The sequence below is a fragment of the Psychroserpens sp. genome, from assembly GCF_047633235.1.
In the GTDB taxonomy this organism is placed as follows: domain Bacteria; phylum Bacteroidota; class Bacteroidia; order Flavobacteriales; family Flavobacteriaceae; genus Psychroserpens.
The window spans coordinates 1-17,539 of the sequence record NZ_JBLIET010000049.1; the positions used below are offsets into that span (position 1 = coordinate 1).

Here is a 17,539-nt window from a genome sequence, read left to right on the forward strand (position 1 = left end):
TCTGATGTCCCACCAGATCCTCCTGTGTCGTCTGACTCTGTACAAGCCACGAACAACACGATTGTAAATAAACTTAAAACAATTTTCTTCATCATTTTTTCATTTTATATTTTACTTTTTCATTTTGCAAAGATAAACAAGCAAATACGTTCAAGCAAGTGAACGCATTTGCTTTATTGAGATTAATACGTAATTAACTTCCTGCTTGAGCAATAGTTAAATTGAATTCGTTTGCGATTTCTAAAGCCATGGAATCAAGAGTTTCATCTGTCACATCCCAAAACCCATTTCCTTCCATTAATTGCTCTATAAACCCATCCACTTGAGTCTTTGTGAAATAAGGTTCGTTAGTGCCTGACTTGCGTGTAAATTGTAAGCTATAGATAAACCCAAAACCTTCTGACAAATCATGCAATGCACCACCAAAATCTCCAGCATTTCTAACACTTTTTCCCTGCTCTAAATAATAGACACAACGTATTGCAATTACTTTAGAAATTTCTTCTGAAATAATACCTGCTTGTTCATCACGAATCGTATAGTTTTTATCTACAATAGCAGCACGTCCTAATTTAAAAGCATCATAAATACGCTTTGCAATACCCGTATAATCTGCATCATTTTCTACTCTGGCTATGTACTTATTTAGAAAGTTATCTGCTCCTAAAGTCGGCATAAATTGATCATCAGTTCCATAGAGGTAACCAAAACCTTCGTCCCATTTGTGCTCCATACTAGTATAATTTTCCCCTTCTACTAGAGTACCTGTATCATTATCTGCAATATTATTACCGGCATCTAAAACGGAAGGACTTAAGTAATTATTAAGCATTTGGTCTGTCATTAGTGCACCAATTAATCCTTTAATAATAGCTTGATCATATTCTAGACCTTTGGCATTTACATAACGTATTGGTCCACCTCCAGCTTCTTGGATTTGACCAGCAACTCCTAGAGACGCGGTATCATCCCATCTTGGAAACACATCATTGACTTGATTTGCAATCCAGCCATCAAAATCACTTTTTATTGCTATCGCATCTACAGTATTAGTAGAGAAAAAATCTGCTGAGGCAGCGACTTTACTTCTAATACTTTTATTTGATGCGTTTAAAGCAGGATTTGAGAAATTTGAATTCCCTTCAACATGAGCGAACATTCCGTTCAATTGGGCCTCAGTCTTTGAGGGATCTAGTAAGGCGTTAACGATTTCTTCTCCCATTAGGATACGAGTCGTTTGTCCACTGTAACTTACAGTTGTTTCTCCATTTCTTTGAAACGTGTAAGTTGCAGGTACTTCTACTTGTGGTGATGTTGAGGCACCGTCATCATCACTAGAACACGATGTGAAAAGGCTACCTATTACACATAAACTTAGAGCTAATTTTTTCATGATTTTATAATTATATTATTTTTATTTAGACTTGATACAAATAGTGATTGCGATTCGAGTGCAAAAATAAAACACATCTTTAAATTATCAAAGCTTATTTAGACTAAATTTAAATAAACTTTGTCAACCAAGACTAATTGATTGAAAATGTAGGTTTTAAAAACTGTTAAAGTTTGAGTGAAGTTGTAATTAATGATACTGAGTGAAGATTTTCGTCGCTTCATTATAAGCGCTCTCAAAACTCATGGCATTAAGATCATTATGTTTTGAAGATGTAAAGTAGGATAATAACTTTTCTGTTGGCATATTACCCGTGAGCTCATCCTTTGCCATTGGACAACCACCAAATCCTTGTATGGCTCCATCAAAACGCATGCAACCTGCTTTAAAAGCTGCATTTACTTTTTCATGCCAAGTTGTTGGCGTCGTATGTAAATGTGCTCCAAATTCAATATTAGAATACTGTGGGATTAAATTGGAGAATAAATAGTTGATGTTTTCTGGATCTGAACTTCCTATAGTATCACTTAACGAGAGAATCTTCACGCCCATTTTACTTAATCGTTCTGTCCACTCCCCCACAATATCAACATTCCAAGGATCACCGTAAGGATTTCCAAAACCCATAGAAATGTAGACGACGACTTCCTTATTATGAGTATTGGCGAGTTCTAGAATTTCAGAAAGTGTAACTACCGATTGTGCAATGGTTTTATGTGTGTTACGCATCTGAAAATTTTCAGAAATTGAAAATGGATAGCCCAAATAATCAATCTCTGAATGTTGACACGCATCTTGCGCGCCTCTGGTATTAGCGATGATTGCTAGCAGTTTACTGGTTGTTTTGCTCAGGTCTAGTTTCGATAATACTTCGGCAGTATCAACCATTTGCGGTATAGCTTTAGGAGACACAAAGCTCCCAAAATCTATGGTATCAAAACCTACTCTAAGCAAAGACTGGATATATTGTACTTTCTTTTCCGTAGGAATGAAAGCTTTAATTCCTTGCATAGCGTCACGAGGACATTCAATTATTTTAAGAGGTTTAATCATCGGGTTCAAAGATAGTAATATTGGGGAAATGAGCGTTTTATTTTTCCGAAGTAAAAATTAAAATCGCAATCCCAACAAAGACAATAATTTGTAACCACTTTAAATATAACCCAATACGTTTATGTTGTTTTATATAGTCTGAAATTGACCCAGCCAAAACAGCTATTGTCGAAAAAATGATCGCAGAAACGATCATGAACAATAAACCCAATACGTAAAACTGGACAACAGAACTTAAGGTGTCACTAAATAAAAATCCTGGAAAAAACGCTAAGAAGAAAATCGATACTTTAGGGTTGAATACATTCATAATAAAGCCTTGCTTAAAGAGCTGTAACAGACTTTTTTTTACAATATTATCGCTGCTTAAGCTTAATTTCGAGCTCGATTTATAGACTCTAAATGCCAAGTATAGTAAATATAAAGCGCCAAGTAATTTTATAACAAAAAATAAGATATCACTTTCCTTGATGATGGCAGATACACCAAAAGCGACTAATGTGGTATGCACTAAACATCCTGATATTAAACCTGCAACAGTCGCTAAACCATATTTTTTACCATTAACAATACTCTGCATCAATACATAAATATTATCTGGCCCAGGAGATAATGCCAGCAACGAAGTTGCAAACATAAAAGAGATTAAGAGGTCGTAGTTCAAAGTCTATATTTTTTATAAAATTAATTAAAAATAATATAAGACTATATTTATTTTAATTGGTAAACTATTCGTTATATAGTTCTCTATAGCGTAAAATCTACTGTAAATTAAAATGATTAATTCCAACTTAAAAACGTATCTCACCCATGATTTAAGTATTAAGTCGTATTTTCACAGCATTAAAATACAAACTTAACCTACACATTTACTTTAAGTTATGAAACGAATTACCCCAATAAACTCATTACTGCTATACTTAACTGTTATTTTATTTTCATTTTCTAATGTAACAGCTCAAAACCAACCACAGTGTGGTACTGTAGCTACTGCAGAATCCGAAAAATATTATCAAAACACACTGCCTCAGGTTAGGCAATTTGAGCAAGAGTATTACCAAAAAGTCTTACAACGTTCTTCAACAGCAGTGAGTTCTGTTCCTGTTAAAATACATGTTTTAAGAACTGATGAAGGCACTGGAGGGTTTACAGAAGCAACCATAAACACTATTATTGCAGACATGAATACCTTTTATGATAATGCCTTTTTGGAATTCTTTCTTTGTGATGCTATTAATTATATTGATAGTACAGAATATTATGATTTTTCTACAGACGAGCAGGATGCCCTTACATTGACTAATAATATTCCTAACGTTATAAATATATACTTTGCCAATTCAGTAAGTACTGCAGAAGGTGGTGGTTTATGCGGATATGCCTATTTTCCAGGAGGACCAGAGGTCATATTGATGGATAATACGTGTGCCCTAAATGGCAGTACAATGCCTCATGAAATGGGACACTTTTTTGGTTTATCACACACACATGGAAACACTAATGGCACATTAACAACAGAGTTAGTTGATGGATCTAATTGTGATACAGATGGTGACTTTATTTGCGATACAGCTGCAGATCCACAATTAGGATTTGGTAATGTAACTGGCTCTTGTAATTACGTAGGAACTGATGTAGATGCAAATGGTGACGATTTTACACCTAATCCCTTAAACATTATGTCCTATTCTCGTAAAACATGTCGTACAGAATTCTCCTTACAACAATATGCACGAATTTATGGTACGTATCAAACCTCTAGATCGGCAATGGTTTGTCCAAGTTTTAATGTGAATATCGCTGCAGATTTCACTAGAGATTGTGGTAGTTCTATGGCCGTAGATTTTATAGATAATAGTGTTGGAGCAACCTCATGGGAATGGGATATTAACGGCGATGACATTATCGATTATACAACACAAAATCCGTCACATTCGTATTCTAGTCAAGGTGGATATGATGTTACGCTCACCATTTCTAATGGATCTGAATCATTAACAAAGGTATACCAAGATTATATTAAAGTTGGAGGAGAAAGCATCAGTACAACTCAAGTATTATTAACCTTAATTACAGATAACTGGCCAGCAGAAACCTCTTGGGTTTTCACAAACATTAGTACTGGAGTAGAAATCATAAGCCCAGAATATATTGAAGGTGATGATGATTATGCAACATTTACAGAAGTGTTTGATATTGCAACAAATGACTGTTATACGTTTGAAATGATTGATAGCTATGGTGATGGTATTTGTTGTTCTTCAGGAAATGGATCCTATACGCTGGAGACTCTAGAAGGTGATATTGTCACTACTGGCGGAGATTATGGATTTGGCGAAATAGTTTATATGGGTAATGCTGTATTAGCTGTGGATGACTATTTTTCATCTAACAGCATAACGGTGTATCCAAACCCATCAAAAGCGGTCTTAAATATTACATTAGCTTCTACTAATAATTTACCAGATGGGTATATTATTTATAATATGTTAGGTCAAATTATGACCAGTAAAAAAATCAATCATGTTGATGATTTAAGTATACAAACTCATACCTTATGCAACGGTGTCTATTATTTAAAATTAAGTAAAAAGAATAGCTCTGAAACAATTCCGTTTATTAAACATTAATACTTCGGAAATATTATAACACCAAATAGCAAATGAAATGAGCCTTAGATAAGTTGAATTATAAGGTGCTTAGATGACAACGAAATCGGATATTCAGCAACTCAATAATCTAACGTGAACTCATTAGTCTCTTTTAATGCTGTTGTGAACTAAAATAAAAAAAGCATTTATTCTGATTTTATGTTGAAATATCAGTGTCATACAAGCTAATTATTAGACTTATTTTACAGGCTAATTACTATATCTCACAAAGCGAATTGACTTAACTATTAGTTCGCTTTTTTAGCAGTGCTTTATTGATGTTTTTAATCAACCTTGGTCCTTCATAAATAAAACCAGTATAGATTTGAATTAAATCTGCTCCTGCTTCAATTTTTTCTAAAGCATCCTCTGCAGAATGAATACCTCCTACACCAATTATAGGAAATGACTTATTACTTTTTTCTGAAAGATATTTGATAACTCGTGTCGATTTCTCTTTAATAGGTTGACCACTTAATCCACCATTGCCAATTTCAGTAAGACGCTCATTAGAAACCTTCAAACCAGCTCTATCAATAGACGTGTTACTCGCAATAACACCATCTAATTTAGTCTCGGCTATCAACTCTATGATTTCATCAAGTTGAATATCGTTTAAATCTGGTGCTATTTTTAATACAATTGGTTTTTGAGTGTCAAATACATTATTCGCTTTTTGTACTTCATGAATCAGCTCCAATAAATAATCTTTATCATTAAGTTTAGCATCACTATCTACATTAGGACAACTCACATTGAGTACAAAATAATCTACATAAGGATGTAGCCCATTAAAACAATGTATGTAGTCTTTAGTATAATCCTCAGGTTTAGTATCTGAATTTTTACCTATATTACCGCCAATGAGTAGTTTTCCTTTATTCTTTTTTAATTTTAAAATAGCAGCGTCTAAACCTTCGTTATTGAACCCCATTCGGTTGATAATCCCTTTGTCATCTTTTAATCTAAATAGACGCTTTTTAGGATTTCCAACTTGGCCTTTTGGTGTGACTGTACCAATTTCAATAAACCCAAAACCAAAATTGGATAGCTCGTTATAAAGCACTGCATTTTTATCAAAACCTGCTGCTAATCCAACTGGATTTTTAAATTTAAGTCCGAATAATTCACGTTCTAAAAAAGGATCTTCTAAAAGATATAGAGTCCTAAAAAGTAATGAAAAACCAGGGATCTTAGAAACAGTTCTAATTAAATAAAATGTAAAATAGTGGACTTTCTCAGGGTCAAAACAAAATAATAGCGGTCTAAGTAAAAGCTTGTACATTGAAAATCTTTTCTAATGCAAAAATAATATACATTTGAATATAAACGCTAATTTTAAGCTTAATAATTAAACTTGATTTTTTCTAATTCACTAAAACTTTTAAAACAAAACAATTACACCTTATGATTTCAAAAGACGACATCACAAAACGATTTATAAGCTACGTTACCGTTGACACTGAATCTGATCCAGAAAGTGACACAACACCAAGCACTCTAAAGCAATGGGACTTGGCAAATATTTTGGTAGCAGAATTAAAACTTATTGGTATGAGCGATGTCTCTATTGATGACAATGCTTATATCATGGCAACCTTACCAAGTAACGTAAATCATAAAGTACCAACAATAGGTTTTGTGTCTCATTTTGATACAACACCAGACTTCACGGGTGCAAATGTCAATCCTCAGGTTATTGAAAATTATGATGGCAAGGATATTGTTTTAAATGCTGCAGAAAATATTATTCTCTCACCAGATTATTTTGAAGACTTATTATTGTACAAAGGACAAACGCTCATTACTACTGACGGAACAACGCTTCTTGGTGCCGATGATAAAGCTGGAATAACAGAAATTATCTCTGCAATGGAATACCTCATTAATCATCCAGAAATTAAACATGGTAATATCAAAGTAGGTTTCACTCCAGACGAAGAAATTGGTCGCGGTGCACACAAATTTGATGTTAAAAAATTTGGAGCTGATTGGGCTTATACCATGGACGGTAGTCAAATTGGCGAATTAGAATATGAAAATTTCAATGCTGCAGGAGCAAAAGTAGTTGTGAAAGGTAAAATAGTACATCCTGGTTATGCTAAAGGAAAAATGATAAACTCCATGCATATCGCTACAGAGTTTATCAATTCTTTACCTCGTATGGAGACACCAGAGCATACAGAAGGCTATCAAGGATTTTTCCATCTTCATAATATAGAAGGTAAAGTTGAAGAAACAGTATTACATTATATCATAAGAGATCATGATATGGATCATTTTAAAGCTAGAAAAGAAGTGATAAAAAAGCTCACTAATGCAATAAATGAACAATATGAGCGTGAAGTGATTACCATTGAGATTAAAGATCAGTACTTCAACATGAAAGAAAAAGTAGTTCCTGTAATGCACATTGTTGATATAGCCGAGGAAGCAATGAAGGCATTGGATATAAAACCTTTAATAAAACCTATTAGAGGAGGGACTGATGGTTCACAACTAAGTTTTATGGGGTTACCTTGTCCAAATATTTTTGCTGGCGGTCATAATTTCCATGGACGTTATGAATATGTGCCAGTAGAAAGTATGATAAAAGCCACAGAAGTAATTTGTAAAATTGCTGAGTTAACTGCAAATAAAGCTATAGAGTAACCTAGAAATACATACAAAAAACAGAAGAAAACCTTAAAGACGTGTCCACGATTATCATTAGAGTTTAAGACATTCAGTACGATCTTCTTTCAGAAATTCAGGCATTTTAACCATCACTATGTTCTAAAGATGCAAACTACTATCTCCTGTCTTGGGTCGTAATAAAACGAAAAAAACTCCAAAAGAGAACTTTCGGAGTTTAAAATATCTTGTAAATAGTATTCTTCTATTTTACAGTTGCAGGAGTATTTAGTTTACGGCTAATTTCCATAGAAATAGCAGAACGTTCAAACTTAATTTTCCCTGCAAGTGTTTCTATAACACAGCTATTGTCTTTATCGTTAAGATCAACGACTTTACCGTGTAAACCACTTTTTGTAACAACTTTATCACCTTTTTTTAAAGCTGCAGCAAACGTTTTTTCTTGTTTTGCTCGTTTCATCTGAGGTGCAATCATAAAGAAATACACAACGGCGAACATGGCTATAAAAGGTAAAAAATCTCCGATTGCTCCCATAAATTATTTAGATACAGGATTAATTGATGTCGTACCCGCTTTCTTAGCTGGTGCATTTGGATCTGGCTGAACAAAAGCTTTAATTTTAACAATTTCCGAACCTTTTTCAGTATTCGTTGTTAAAGTAATTGACTTTTGAACTTGATTTGCACCTTTCCCATTAAACTTGACAGTAAACTCGGCCGCCTCACCGGGAGCCAAAGGGTTTCTGTTCCAATCTGAAGGCACAGTGCATCCACATGTACTTTTAATATTACTTACGACTAAAGGTGTTTTACCCGTATTAGTGTAACTAAATTTTGTTTCAACTGGAGTACCATTAACGATAGTTCCAAAATCATGCTCAGTTTCAGTAAAAGAAATCACTGGAAAATCACCCGCAGTTGCATCTCTTTCTGCAGCCGCTGCTACGTTACTAGAGTTGATTTTACTTGTTGCATCCTCTTTACAAGATGTGAAGGCTACTAAACATAATGCGCTTAAAGCTAAAATTGATTTTTTCATTTGTATAATTTTTAAATAATTTTTGATTCGAGAAGCCAAATGTACTAATAATTTCATCTAATTAAAATTTTTAGTCAATTTTCAAACAAAAGATTAACAGTATATCACCCATAAAACACAAGGTTTACATCAAACCTCTACCAATTTTATTAAGGTTTCCTTCCTCTGTATAACCTTTAACGATCTTATCTAAGATACCATTAATAAAATTACTACTCTTGGGTGTAGAATACTCTTTGGCAATTTCTAAGTATTCATTTATAGTCACTTTTACTGGTATTGATGGGAATTTTTGAAATTCACAAATAGCCATTTGCATCAATATTGCATCAATTTGTGTGATACGCTCTGCGTCCCAATTTTTAGTTTTAGCCCCTATTTCTTCACTAAATTTAGCCTGATTTAAAATAGTCTTTTTCAATAAATTAACTCCAAATTCTTTGTCCTCTGTATCTTTAAATAATTTTGGAGTAAAGAACTTCCCTTCAGAAGACACCTTGACTTTTTTTAAAATCTTCAATATCGCAGTATTTACAACTGGCAGATCATCTAACCAAGTAATGCGCTTATCTTCAAAGTAATCATATAACTTATCATTAGGCGCAATGATTTCAGTAAACAAATCGATTATAAATATTTTATCATCTTTAAATGTTGATGTATTAGTAGACATATAGTCTTTATAAATATCACTTTTAAGAATAGATTTAAATATAACGTCAATGTATTCAAAATCTAAATACCAAGGGTTTTCTTTTTGCCCCCCTATTAACTCTAAAAAAACCTCATCAGAACTTAGAAGTGTTAAGACCTCATTGTTTACAAACTTTGAATTTGGATTTTTTTCCTCTTTAGTTGCTAATAGTTTTTTTTGAGTTTTATCTAAAAAATCTTTTGATTTTTTATGAACCTCAATCAAAAGAGATAATTGAGCGATAAATAAATCGTACATGCTGTCAAGACTCTGTAGAAGAAACCTTTCGCTTATTTTAATATCATCACTTTCACTTCCTCTTGAAGCATATAGTGTTTGCATTACTTTAATACGAATATGTCGTCTATTTAACATGTTTACAAAGAGCTATTAATTAATAAAAGCAAATGTAATCACTGATTTCATAGAAGTACAGTAATCAAATTTGCTCTGCAAAAATACTATAATTTTAAAAGATGCAAACTATTTTAGTTTGTAATCTTATTATTTTCCTTGTTCTCTTTTTCGAGTTTCAATACGTTCTTTAGCGATACTCAAAGCGGCACTGTTGGTTGTGACATCGTTTGCTTTAGCACGATCTAAAATTTCTAATGTTGTATTGAAGATATTCTCAGTTTTTCGCATGATCTCCTGACGGTCATAATTTTCTAATTCAGCATAAACATTTATAATCCCACCTGCATTAATTAAAAAATCTGGAGCATAAAGAATATTTCTATCTTTTAAAAGTTTACCATGTTTCACTTCGTCTGCCAACTGATTATTTGCAGCACCTGCGATGATATCTGCATTTAATTTGTAAATCGTATCATCGTTTATTGTCGCTCCTAAAGCACAAGGCGCATAAATATCCATGCGCTCACTATAGATATCCTGTCCTCCATAAATAGTGACATCATATTTGGAGCGCACTTCTTCTAAACGTTCTTGATTTATATCTGCTATAGTAACTTTAGCCCCTTCATTTGTTAAATGCTCAACAAGAGCTTCTCCAACATGTCCTATGCCTTGAACAAATATCGTTTTATCTTCTAAAACATCACTACCATATTTAAACTGTGCAGCAGCTTTCATTCCCATAAAAACGCCGTAAGCAGTAATTGGAGATGGATTTCCTGCGCCTCCTTTACTTTCTGAAATACCTGTCACATAAGGTGTAACTTCTCTCACTGTGTCCATGTCTTCGGTAGTCATCCCAACATCTTCTGCAGTAATATATTTACCACTTAAGGAGTGTACAAACTCACCAAACTTACGCATAAGTTCAGGAGTCTTTTGAGTTTTAGCATCACCAATAATAACAGCTTTTCCTCCTCCTAGATTTAAGCCTGTAATTGCAGATTTAAATGTCATCCCACGTGACAACCTTAATACGTCATTAAGTGCTTCCCACTCGTTATTATAGTTCCACATTCTAGTACCTCCTAAAGCAGGTCCCAAAACTGTGTTATGAATTCCAATTATTGCTTTTAAACCAGTATCTTTGTCTTTGCAAAAAACGATTTGCTCGTGATTATCAAAAGATAATTGTCCAAAAACTGGATTTATTTTTGAAAGTTCTTTGGAACTTAAAACATCTGATGTCATTATATTGAGATTAAAAATCTATTTTAATTATATGTAAAATAGCGAGCAAAAATAATCCAATATGTGAGTATTAGCAAAAATAAGGTCTTAAAATATCAAATTGTTAATATTCAAGTTTCGATATAGTTAATGAAAGAACTCAGACATATAAATAAATATTTTAAAAAGTATCGCTACAGACTTCTATTGGGTGTACTCATAACTATAGGAGCAAAAATATTTGCATTATTCACACCGCGATTTATTGGTAAAGCCATAACCACTATCTCCAAAAAATTAAATGGAGAAATTAGTGAGGAACTTTTTAGACAAGAATTAGCAATAAATATTGGCTTCCTTATTGGAGCTGCAGTTATTGCTGGAATTCTCACATTCTTAATGCGACAAACTATTATAAACGTGTCACGTTATATAGAATTTGATTTAAAAAATGAAATCTACCAACAATATCAAAACCTATCACTAAACTTCTATAAAGCCAATAAAACAGGTGATTTAATGAATAGAATTAGTGAAGATGTTAATAAGGTGAGAATGTATGCTGGACCAGCTATTATGTATACTATAAATACGGTTACACTTTTTCTAGTGGCTTTAATTTATATGATAAATGTTGCACCTAAGCTCACATTGTATACCGTTTTACCTTTGCCATTATTATCATTTATTATTTACAAATTAAGTAGAGTCATAAATAATCGCAGTAGAATAGTACAAGAGTATTTATCACACCTTTCTGCTTATACTCAAGAATCATTTAGCGGAATCTCTGTTATTAAATCCTATGGCATAGAAGGAAGGAATTTTGACGAGTTCCATAAACTTTCTGAAGAAAGCAAACAAAAGCAAATCGATTTAACTAAAGTACAGGCTTTATTTTTCCCGTCAATGATCCTTCTTATTGGAATAAGTAATGTGCTTGTCGCGTACATTGGTGGTCTGCAATATATCAATGGAGAAATTAAAGAAATTGGAACCATAGCAGAATTTTTAATCTACGTAAATATGCTAACATGGCCTGTTGCAACTGTAGGCTGGGTTACTAATTTAGTACAACAAGCCGAAGCTTCTCAACAACGTATTAACCAGTTTTTATTAGAAGAACCTGACGTTAAAAACTTGAGCACTACTCCAACCAATATCAATGGGAATATAGAATTCAAAGAGGTCACCTACATTTATCCTGACACTAATATTAAGGCCTTAGATAAGGTGAGTTTTTCTCTCAAAAAAGGACAAACACTTGCTATACTAGGTAAAACAGGTTCTGGCAAATCAACAATTCTTGATCTCATTGGCAGGCTGTATGATGTACAAGAAGGCCAAATATTAATTGACGGCACACAAATAAACCAAATACATCTTAAAAGTTTAAGACACTACGTAGGTTATGTGCCACAAGATGCCTTTTTGTTTTCTGATACCATTGAAAATAATATCATGTTTGGTAAAGAAGATGCTACAGAAGAAGAAGTCATCAACGCTGCAAAAAATGCAGATGTGCACAAAAACATTATGAAATTCACTAAAAGGTATAAGACCAAATTAGGTGAACGAGGTGTAACGCTCTCTGGTGGACAAAAGCAACGCGTTTCTATTGCAAGAGCCCTAATTAAAGCACCAGAAATCATGTTATTTGATGACTGCTTGTCTGCTGTAGATACAGAAACTGAAGAAAAAATCCTTAAAAATTTACGTAAAATTTCCGAAGGAAAAACAACGATAATTGTTAGTCATCGCGTCTCTTCTGCTAAAGATGCAGATACTATTATTGTGCTAGAAGACGGAAAAATCATTCAAAAAGGGACTCACGAATTTCTGATAAACACAGATGGTTATTACAAAGCGCTTTACTTAAAGCAACTTAGCACAAAAGAATTATAGTAATTTGTTGCTTACTATTCTTTTTTTTTACATTTTTGATGCGCAATCAAATTAAAATTAAAAATTAGCTATGAGTGATCACGGAATGATGGAGAAAGAGGAAATTTTCTCAAAGGTTTTAAGAGCAGGAAGAAGAACATACTTTTTTGATGTAAGAGCTACCAAAGCTGGAGATTATTATCTTACAATTACAGAAAGTAAGAAATTCACTAACGAGGATGGATCGTTTCACTACAAAAAACACAAAATATATCTATACAAAGAAGACTTTACTGAGTTTAATGAGATTTTAATAGAAATGACAGACTATATCATTTCAGAAAAAGGAGATGAAGTTATTAGCGAACGTCACCAAAAAGATTTCAAAAAAGACGACTATTCGGCACCAGATGATGTGACTGAAGGAGGAGCATCCGTCGATGATTCTGATGAATCTGCTGAAAAATTCACAGACATCAATTTTGAAGACATATAAAGACTTAAATTGTTAAATTGTACAAACCGCTATTCAATGAGTAGCGGTTTTTCTATTTTTATAAACTAATCAATACATTTTATGAGACTAACGACCCTTCTACTAGTGCTATTTGTATGTAATATCAATGCACAAAAACAAACAGGTTTATCCTATTACCTATCTCAGGATGTAACTTACAACCAAAGTATACCAACTCCAGAGTCTGTGATTGGACATCAAGTTGGAGAGTGGCATATTACACATGATAAGTTAGTCTACTACATGCAAGCGTTAGCAAAATCATCTAATAGAATAACCATAGAAAATCGCGGTACAACTTTTGAAGGTAGACCTCTACTTCTATTAACTATTACATCGCCAGAGAATCATAAAAATTTAGAATCTATTAGGTTAGCACATATTGCTTCCACCGAAAACAATACGGTTACTACTAGCAATATGCCAATTGTCGTCTACCAAGGATTCTCAATTCACGGTAATGAACCTAGCGGATCTAACGCGTCACTATTGGCAGCTTATCACTTAGCTGCAGCTCAAAGTGAGGATGTCAAAAATATATTAGAGAACACTATTATTTTATTTGACCCTTCTCTTAATCCTGACGGCTTACAACGCTTTGCTTATTGGGCGAACTCTAATAAAAATAAAAATCTTAATCCAGATCCAAATGACAGAGAATATGACGAAGTTTGGCCTGGTGGACGTACAAACCATTATTGGTTTGATATGAATCGTGACTGGCTACCTGTACAATTACCAGAATCGCGAGCACGTATAGCGAGTTTTCATAAATGGTTACCAAATATTCTAACAGATCACCACGAAATGGGAACGAATTCTAGTTTCTTTTTTCAGCCAGGAATTCCGTCCAGAACGCATCCATTGACCCCTAAACTCAATCAAGAACTCACTAAAAATATTGGTAATTTTCATGCTAAGGCATTAGATAAAATTGGTTCATTATATTATACTGAAGAAAGCTTTGATGATTTTTACTACGGAAAAGGATCTACGTTCCCTGATATTAACGGTGGCATCGGAATTCTTTTTGAGCAAGCTAGTGCTCGCGGACACCTTCAAGAAAGTGACAATGGAATTTTGACATTCCCGTTTGCTATTAGAAACCAGCTCACTGCAGCTCTATCTACCTTAGAAGCTGCAAAAAACATGCGTGAAGACATACTACAATATCAACATAATTTTTATAAAAACGCGAGACAAGAAGCCAAAAAAGAAAACGGAAAAGCCATTGTATTTGGAGATGAAAAAGATGCTGCAAAAACGTTTCATTTAGCTGAAATTTTAAAACGCCAACACATAGATTTTCATGAATTAAAAGCAGACTTTACAAGTAATGGAAAGCTATTTAAAAAAGGGCATGCTTATATAATTCCGAAGAACCAGAAAAATATACGCATGATCAATGCGATGTTTGAAAAACGTACGACCTTTCAAGACAGCCTATTTTATGATGTGTCTGCTTGGACGTTTCCTTTAGCTTTCGGATTGGATTATGAAGAAAATATACCAGCCTCTAATGCTGGAGCAAAAGTTGAGGATTTACAACTAAAAAGCAGAACTATTTCTACAAAAAGCAACTATGCCTATTTGATGGAATGGCACGAATACTATACACCTAAAGCTTTAAATGCTATTTTAAATTCTGGTTTACGAGCAAAAGTGGGCATGAAACAATTTAATATAAATGGTAAAGATTATGACTACGGAACCATATTAATTCCCGTTCAAAATCAAAACAAATCAGTAGCAGACCTGTTTAAATTTCTACAAAAAATCTCCGAAGAGAGTCATGTTCAAATTGATGCCGTTGAAACAGGACTGACTAAAGGCATTGATTTGGGGAGCAGTAAATTTAGAGCATTAAAACAACCAAAAGTAGCTCTGATTGTTGGAGAGGGTATTAGCCCTTATGATGCTGGAGAAATGTGGCATTTATTTGATCAACGTTATGACATACGCATAACAAAATTGGATAACAACTCATTAAGCAACGTCAACCTTGATCGTTACAATACCATCATTCTACCTAGTGGACGAGTTGACCCGGGTGCAACCAAAAAATTAAAAGAATGGGTTCAAAAAGGAGGTACCGTCATTGGTTATAGAAGTGCGTTGAATTGGTTAAAAACAAATGAATTTATTAAAATAGATTTCAAAAAAATGGAACGTAAAGCTACAGATATCACCTTTGAGCAACGCGGAGATTTCAGAGGTGCTCAAGTTATCGGTGGTGCGATTTTTAAAGCCCATTTAGATCGTTCTCATCCCATAAATTTTGGTTACAAAGCTGATAACATAGCACTATTTAGAAACAATACACTATTTATGAAAGCCGATAAACAGAGTTATAATAATCCCATAAAATACACCAAAAACCCATTGCTAAGTGGTTATATTTCTAAACCCAATTTAGATAGCTTGTCGCTAACTGTACCTTTCAAAGTTAAGAATTTAGGCAGAGGGAAGGTCGTTGTATTTACCGATAACACAAATTTTAGAGCCTTTTGGTATGGCACTAACAAGTTGTTAATGAATGCCATTTTCTTTAGAGAGGAGCTATAGTTTACAGTGGCAGTAGCCGTTTTCAATGCGTACTCGGTTGTGTTATGCCATAGAGATTTAAGGAAGTTCCCAGAGGCATATAGAGGTTTTTTACTTAAAACTCATTAAGGCCTAACAATTATTGAGATTTAGTGTTTATTTGAACAAAGGAAATTTCTCAGCAATACCCTAAGATTTGAATAGTTCTATGGTAGTAGTTTTTAATGAAATAACACTATATAAATTTTTTAAATAAAAATTTAAATAGACTGAAACAACTACACATCTTAATGCAATTAAGAAACAGAGCTTCCATTTTTAACTCTATTTTCGGGATTGAGAAGCATAACATCTTTACCGTCAACGGCTCCTATAACTAAACATTCACTCATAAACTTAGCAATTTGTTTCTTTGGAAAGTTCACAACCGCAACAATTTGCTTTTGAAGTAATTCTTCTTTAGTATACAAGGTTGTGATTTGTGCTGATGATTTTTTAATGCCTAAATCACCAAAGTCAATTTTAAGTTGGTACGCTGGAAATCTAGCCTCAGGAAAATCATTAACTTCAATAATAGTACCAATACGCAAATCTACTTTTGTGAAGTCTTCGAAAGTTATTATATTATCCATAATTTAAAAGTATACAAAATATGTCACTTACACCTTCAAATATGCTTCCGTTAGGAACAAATGCTCCAGATTTTAAATTAGTGAACACTATTGATGACACATTCGTTTCTTTAGATGAAGCAAAAGGCCTTAACGGAACTTTGATACTCTTTATCTGTAATCACTGTCCTTTTGTAATTCATGTGAATCCACAATTATCAAAATTGGCAAAAGACTATGTATCAAAAGGCATTAATTGTATTGCAATTTCTAGTAATGATGTTGACAATTATCCACAAGATGCTCCCTATTTAATGAAACAGCATGCTATAGAAAACGATTATAAATTCCCATATCTATACGACCAAACACAAGACGTAGCTAAAGCTTATGATGCTGCTTGCACGCCTGATTTTTATGTTTTTAATGATGAATTAAAATTGGTTTATAGAGGACAATTAGATGATTCTCGACCTGGAAATAACTTAGAGTTGACAGGAAAAGATATTCGTGATACGTTGGACTCCTTACTTAACAAACAACCTATTTCTAAAACTCAAAAACCTAGTGTGGGCTGTAATATCAAATGGAAATAGCCTTTTATGAAGAAAACTCTGCTAAATAATAAAATCCTGTCTGAATACACAGACAGGATTTTATCCCTAACTAAACTAAACTTTTAATCTTAATGCGTCCGCTTAACTACTACACTAAGATTACCTACTTATGATTAAGAAACTATAATTTGTTTCTATATAGCATATATACGTATGGTTTTACATGTTTGGACTACAACTAACAAAAAAAAATATTTTTTTTGTTTCTTCCCTAACTTTAGTATTTGAAAATCAAAACGATTTTCTAATTACCTATTTTGGCAACCGCTTTGCTTCTTCCCAAACTTTAGTATTTGAAAATCAAAACGATTTTCT

The 17,539-nt window shown here is 33.4% G+C and carries 15 protein-coding genes; 6 read left to right on the forward strand and 9 right to left on the reverse strand.

What is annotated here, in order from left to right:
- Positions 1-193: 193 nt before the first annotated feature.
- From ACJAZK_RS12785 to ACJAZK_RS12795, 3 genes are all read right to left on the reverse strand, one after another.
- Complete coding sequence (locus tag ACJAZK_RS12785; RefSeq protein WP_415224342.1) at positions 194-1,393, reverse strand: DUF4856 domain-containing protein; 1,200 nt, start codon at positions 1,391-1,393, stop codon at positions 194-196.
- A 189-nt stretch (positions 1,394-1,582) separates the two neighbouring features.
- Positions 1,583-2,446 carry a hydroxymethylglutaryl-CoA lyase gene (locus tag ACJAZK_RS12790; RefSeq protein WP_415224343.1) on the reverse strand — a complete coding sequence of 288 codons (864 nt, stop codon included), beginning with the start codon at positions 2,444-2,446 and terminating at the stop codon, positions 1,583-1,585.
- 37 nt (positions 2,447-2,483) lie between these two features.
- Positions 2,484-3,110, reverse strand: a complete 627-nt coding sequence (locus ACJAZK_RS12795) for a LysE family translocator (protein ID WP_415224344.1) — start codon at positions 3,108-3,110, stop codon at positions 2,484-2,486.
- Between the two features lie 217 nt (positions 3,111-3,327).
- Between ACJAZK_RS12795 and ACJAZK_RS12800 the strand changes: the two genes are divergently transcribed.
- Positions 3,328-5,076 carry a T9SS type A sorting domain-containing protein gene (locus ACJAZK_RS12800; protein ID WP_415224345.1) on the forward strand — a complete coding sequence of 583 codons (1,749 nt, stop codon included), beginning with the start codon at positions 3,328-3,330 and terminating at the stop codon, positions 5,074-5,076.
- Positions 5,077-5,338: 262 nt separating this feature from the next.
- On the opposite strand, the gene ACJAZK_RS12805 is transcribed toward ACJAZK_RS12800, so the two are convergent.
- The gene (locus tag ACJAZK_RS12805; protein ID WP_415224346.1) at positions 5,339-6,382 is read right to left on the reverse strand and encodes a quinone-dependent dihydroorotate dehydrogenase; all 1,044 of its coding nucleotides are present in this window, start codon (positions 6,380-6,382) and stop codon (positions 5,339-5,341) included.
- Positions 6,383-6,504: 122 nt separating this feature from the next.
- Here ACJAZK_RS12805 and pepT point away from each other — a divergent pair, with 122 nt between their 5' ends.
- Positions 6,505-7,749, forward strand: coding sequence for a peptidase T (gene pepT, locus ACJAZK_RS12810; RefSeq protein ID WP_415224347.1), 1,245 nt, complete (start codon positions 6,505-6,507; stop codon positions 7,747-7,749).
- A gap of 226 nt (positions 7,750-7,975) precedes the next feature.
- On the opposite strand, the gene yajC is transcribed toward pepT, so the two are convergent.
- The 4 genes from yajC to ACJAZK_RS12830 all read right to left on the reverse strand — a co-directional run bounded on the left by yajC (position 7,976) and on the right by ACJAZK_RS12830 (position 11,072).
- Entirely contained in the window at positions 7,976-8,266 is a 291-nt protein-coding gene (gene yajC / locus ACJAZK_RS12815) for a preprotein translocase subunit YajC (RefSeq protein WP_415224348.1), read from the reverse strand.
- Positions 8,267-8,269: 3 nt separating this feature from the next.
- Positions 8,270-8,770: a DUF1573 domain-containing protein gene (locus ACJAZK_RS12820; protein WP_415224349.1), complete on the reverse strand. Its 501-nt coding sequence runs from the start codon at positions 8,768-8,770 to the stop codon at positions 8,270-8,272.
- Between the two features lie 124 nt (positions 8,771-8,894).
- Positions 8,895-9,806 (reverse strand): transcription antitermination factor NusB, encoded by a 912-nt coding sequence (gene nusB / locus ACJAZK_RS12825; RefSeq protein WP_415224350.1) that lies wholly within the window; start codon positions 9,804-9,806, stop codon positions 8,895-8,897.
- A 162-nt stretch (positions 9,807-9,968) separates the two neighbouring features.
- Complete coding sequence (locus tag ACJAZK_RS12830) at positions 9,969-11,072, reverse strand: Glu/Leu/Phe/Val family dehydrogenase (protein WP_415224351.1); 1,104 nt, start codon at positions 11,070-11,072, stop codon at positions 9,969-9,971.
- 129 nt (positions 11,073-11,201) lie between these two features.
- On the opposite strand from ACJAZK_RS12830, the gene ACJAZK_RS12835 reads away from it, so the two are divergent.
- The 3 genes from ACJAZK_RS12835 (at position 11,202) to ACJAZK_RS12845 (ending at position 16,017) form a co-directional block, all read left to right on the forward strand.
- Positions 11,202-12,956, forward strand: a complete 1,755-nt coding sequence (locus ACJAZK_RS12835) for an ABC transporter ATP-binding protein (protein WP_415224352.1) — start codon at positions 11,202-11,204, stop codon at positions 12,954-12,956.
- Positions 12,957-13,026: 70 nt separating this feature from the next.
- Positions 13,027-13,431, forward strand: coding sequence for a PUR family DNA/RNA-binding protein (locus ACJAZK_RS12840; RefSeq protein ID WP_415224353.1), 405 nt, complete (start codon positions 13,027-13,029; stop codon positions 13,429-13,431).
- Between the two features lie 81 nt (positions 13,432-13,512).
- Positions 13,513-16,017: a M14 family metallopeptidase gene (locus tag ACJAZK_RS12845; RefSeq protein ID WP_415224354.1), complete on the forward strand. Its 2,505-nt coding sequence runs from the start codon at positions 13,513-13,515 to the stop codon at positions 16,015-16,017.
- A 275-nt stretch (positions 16,018-16,292) separates the two neighbouring features.
- Here ACJAZK_RS12845 and ACJAZK_RS12850 read toward each other — a convergent pair whose 3' ends face one another.
- Entirely contained in the window at positions 16,293-16,628 is a 336-nt protein-coding gene (locus tag ACJAZK_RS12850; protein ID WP_028872054.1) for a tRNA-binding protein, read from the reverse strand.
- Positions 16,629-16,648: 20 nt separating this feature from the next.
- Between ACJAZK_RS12850 and ACJAZK_RS12855 the strand changes: the two genes are divergently transcribed.
- Positions 16,649-17,203 (forward strand): thioredoxin family protein, encoded by a 555-nt coding sequence (locus ACJAZK_RS12855; RefSeq protein ID WP_415224355.1) that lies wholly within the window; start codon positions 16,649-16,651, stop codon positions 17,201-17,203.
- The last annotated feature ends 336 nt before the right edge of the window (positions 17,204-17,539 follow it).

Bases quoted from the DNA above. Each gene is read 5' to 3' on its own strand.
- ACJAZK_RS12785 (WP_415224342.1), bottom strand. From the start codon at position 1,393: ATGAAAAAATTAGCTCTAAGTTTATGTGTAATAGGTAGCCTTTTCACA.
- ACJAZK_RS12790 (WP_415224343.1), bottom strand. From the start codon at position 2,446: ATGATTAAACCTCTTAAAATAATTGAATGTCCTCGTGACGCTATGCAA.
- ACJAZK_RS12800 (WP_415224345.1), top strand. From the start codon at position 3,328: ATGAAACGAATTACCCCAATAAACTCATTACTGCTATACTTAACTGTT.
- ACJAZK_RS12805 (WP_415224346.1), bottom strand. From the start codon at position 6,382: ATGTACAAGCTTTTACTTAGACCGCTATTATTTTGTTTTGACCCTGAG.
- pepT (WP_415224347.1), top strand. From the start codon at position 6,505: ATGATTTCAAAAGACGACATCACAAAACGATTTATAAGCTACGTTACC.
- yajC (WP_415224348.1), bottom strand. From the start codon at position 8,266: ATGGGAGCAATCGGAGATTTTTTACCTTTTATAGCCATGTTCGCCGTT.
- ACJAZK_RS12820 (WP_415224349.1), bottom strand. From the start codon at position 8,770: ATGAAAAAATCAATTTTAGCTTTAAGCGCATTATGTTTAGTAGCCTTC.
- nusB (WP_415224350.1), bottom strand. From the start codon at position 9,806: ATGCAAACACTATATGCTTCAAGAGGAAGTGAAAGTGATGATATTAAA.
- ACJAZK_RS12830 (WP_415224351.1), bottom strand. From the start codon at position 11,072: ATGACATCAGATGTTTTAAGTTCCAAAGAACTTTCAAAAATAAATCCA.
- ACJAZK_RS12835 (WP_415224352.1), top strand. From the start codon at position 11,202: ATGAAAGAACTCAGACATATAAATAAATATTTTAAAAAGTATCGCTAC.
- ACJAZK_RS12840 (WP_415224353.1), top strand. From the start codon at position 13,027: ATGAGTGATCACGGAATGATGGAGAAAGAGGAAATTTTCTCAAAGGTT.
- ACJAZK_RS12845 (WP_415224354.1), top strand. From the start codon at position 13,513: ATGAGACTAACGACCCTTCTACTAGTGCTATTTGTATGTAATATCAAT.
- ACJAZK_RS12850 (WP_028872054.1), bottom strand. From the start codon at position 16,628: ATGGATAATATAATAACTTTCGAAGACTTCACAAAAGTAGATTTGCGT.
- ACJAZK_RS12855 (WP_415224355.1), top strand. From the start codon at position 16,649: ATGTCACTTACACCTTCAAATATGCTTCCGTTAGGAACAAATGCTCCA.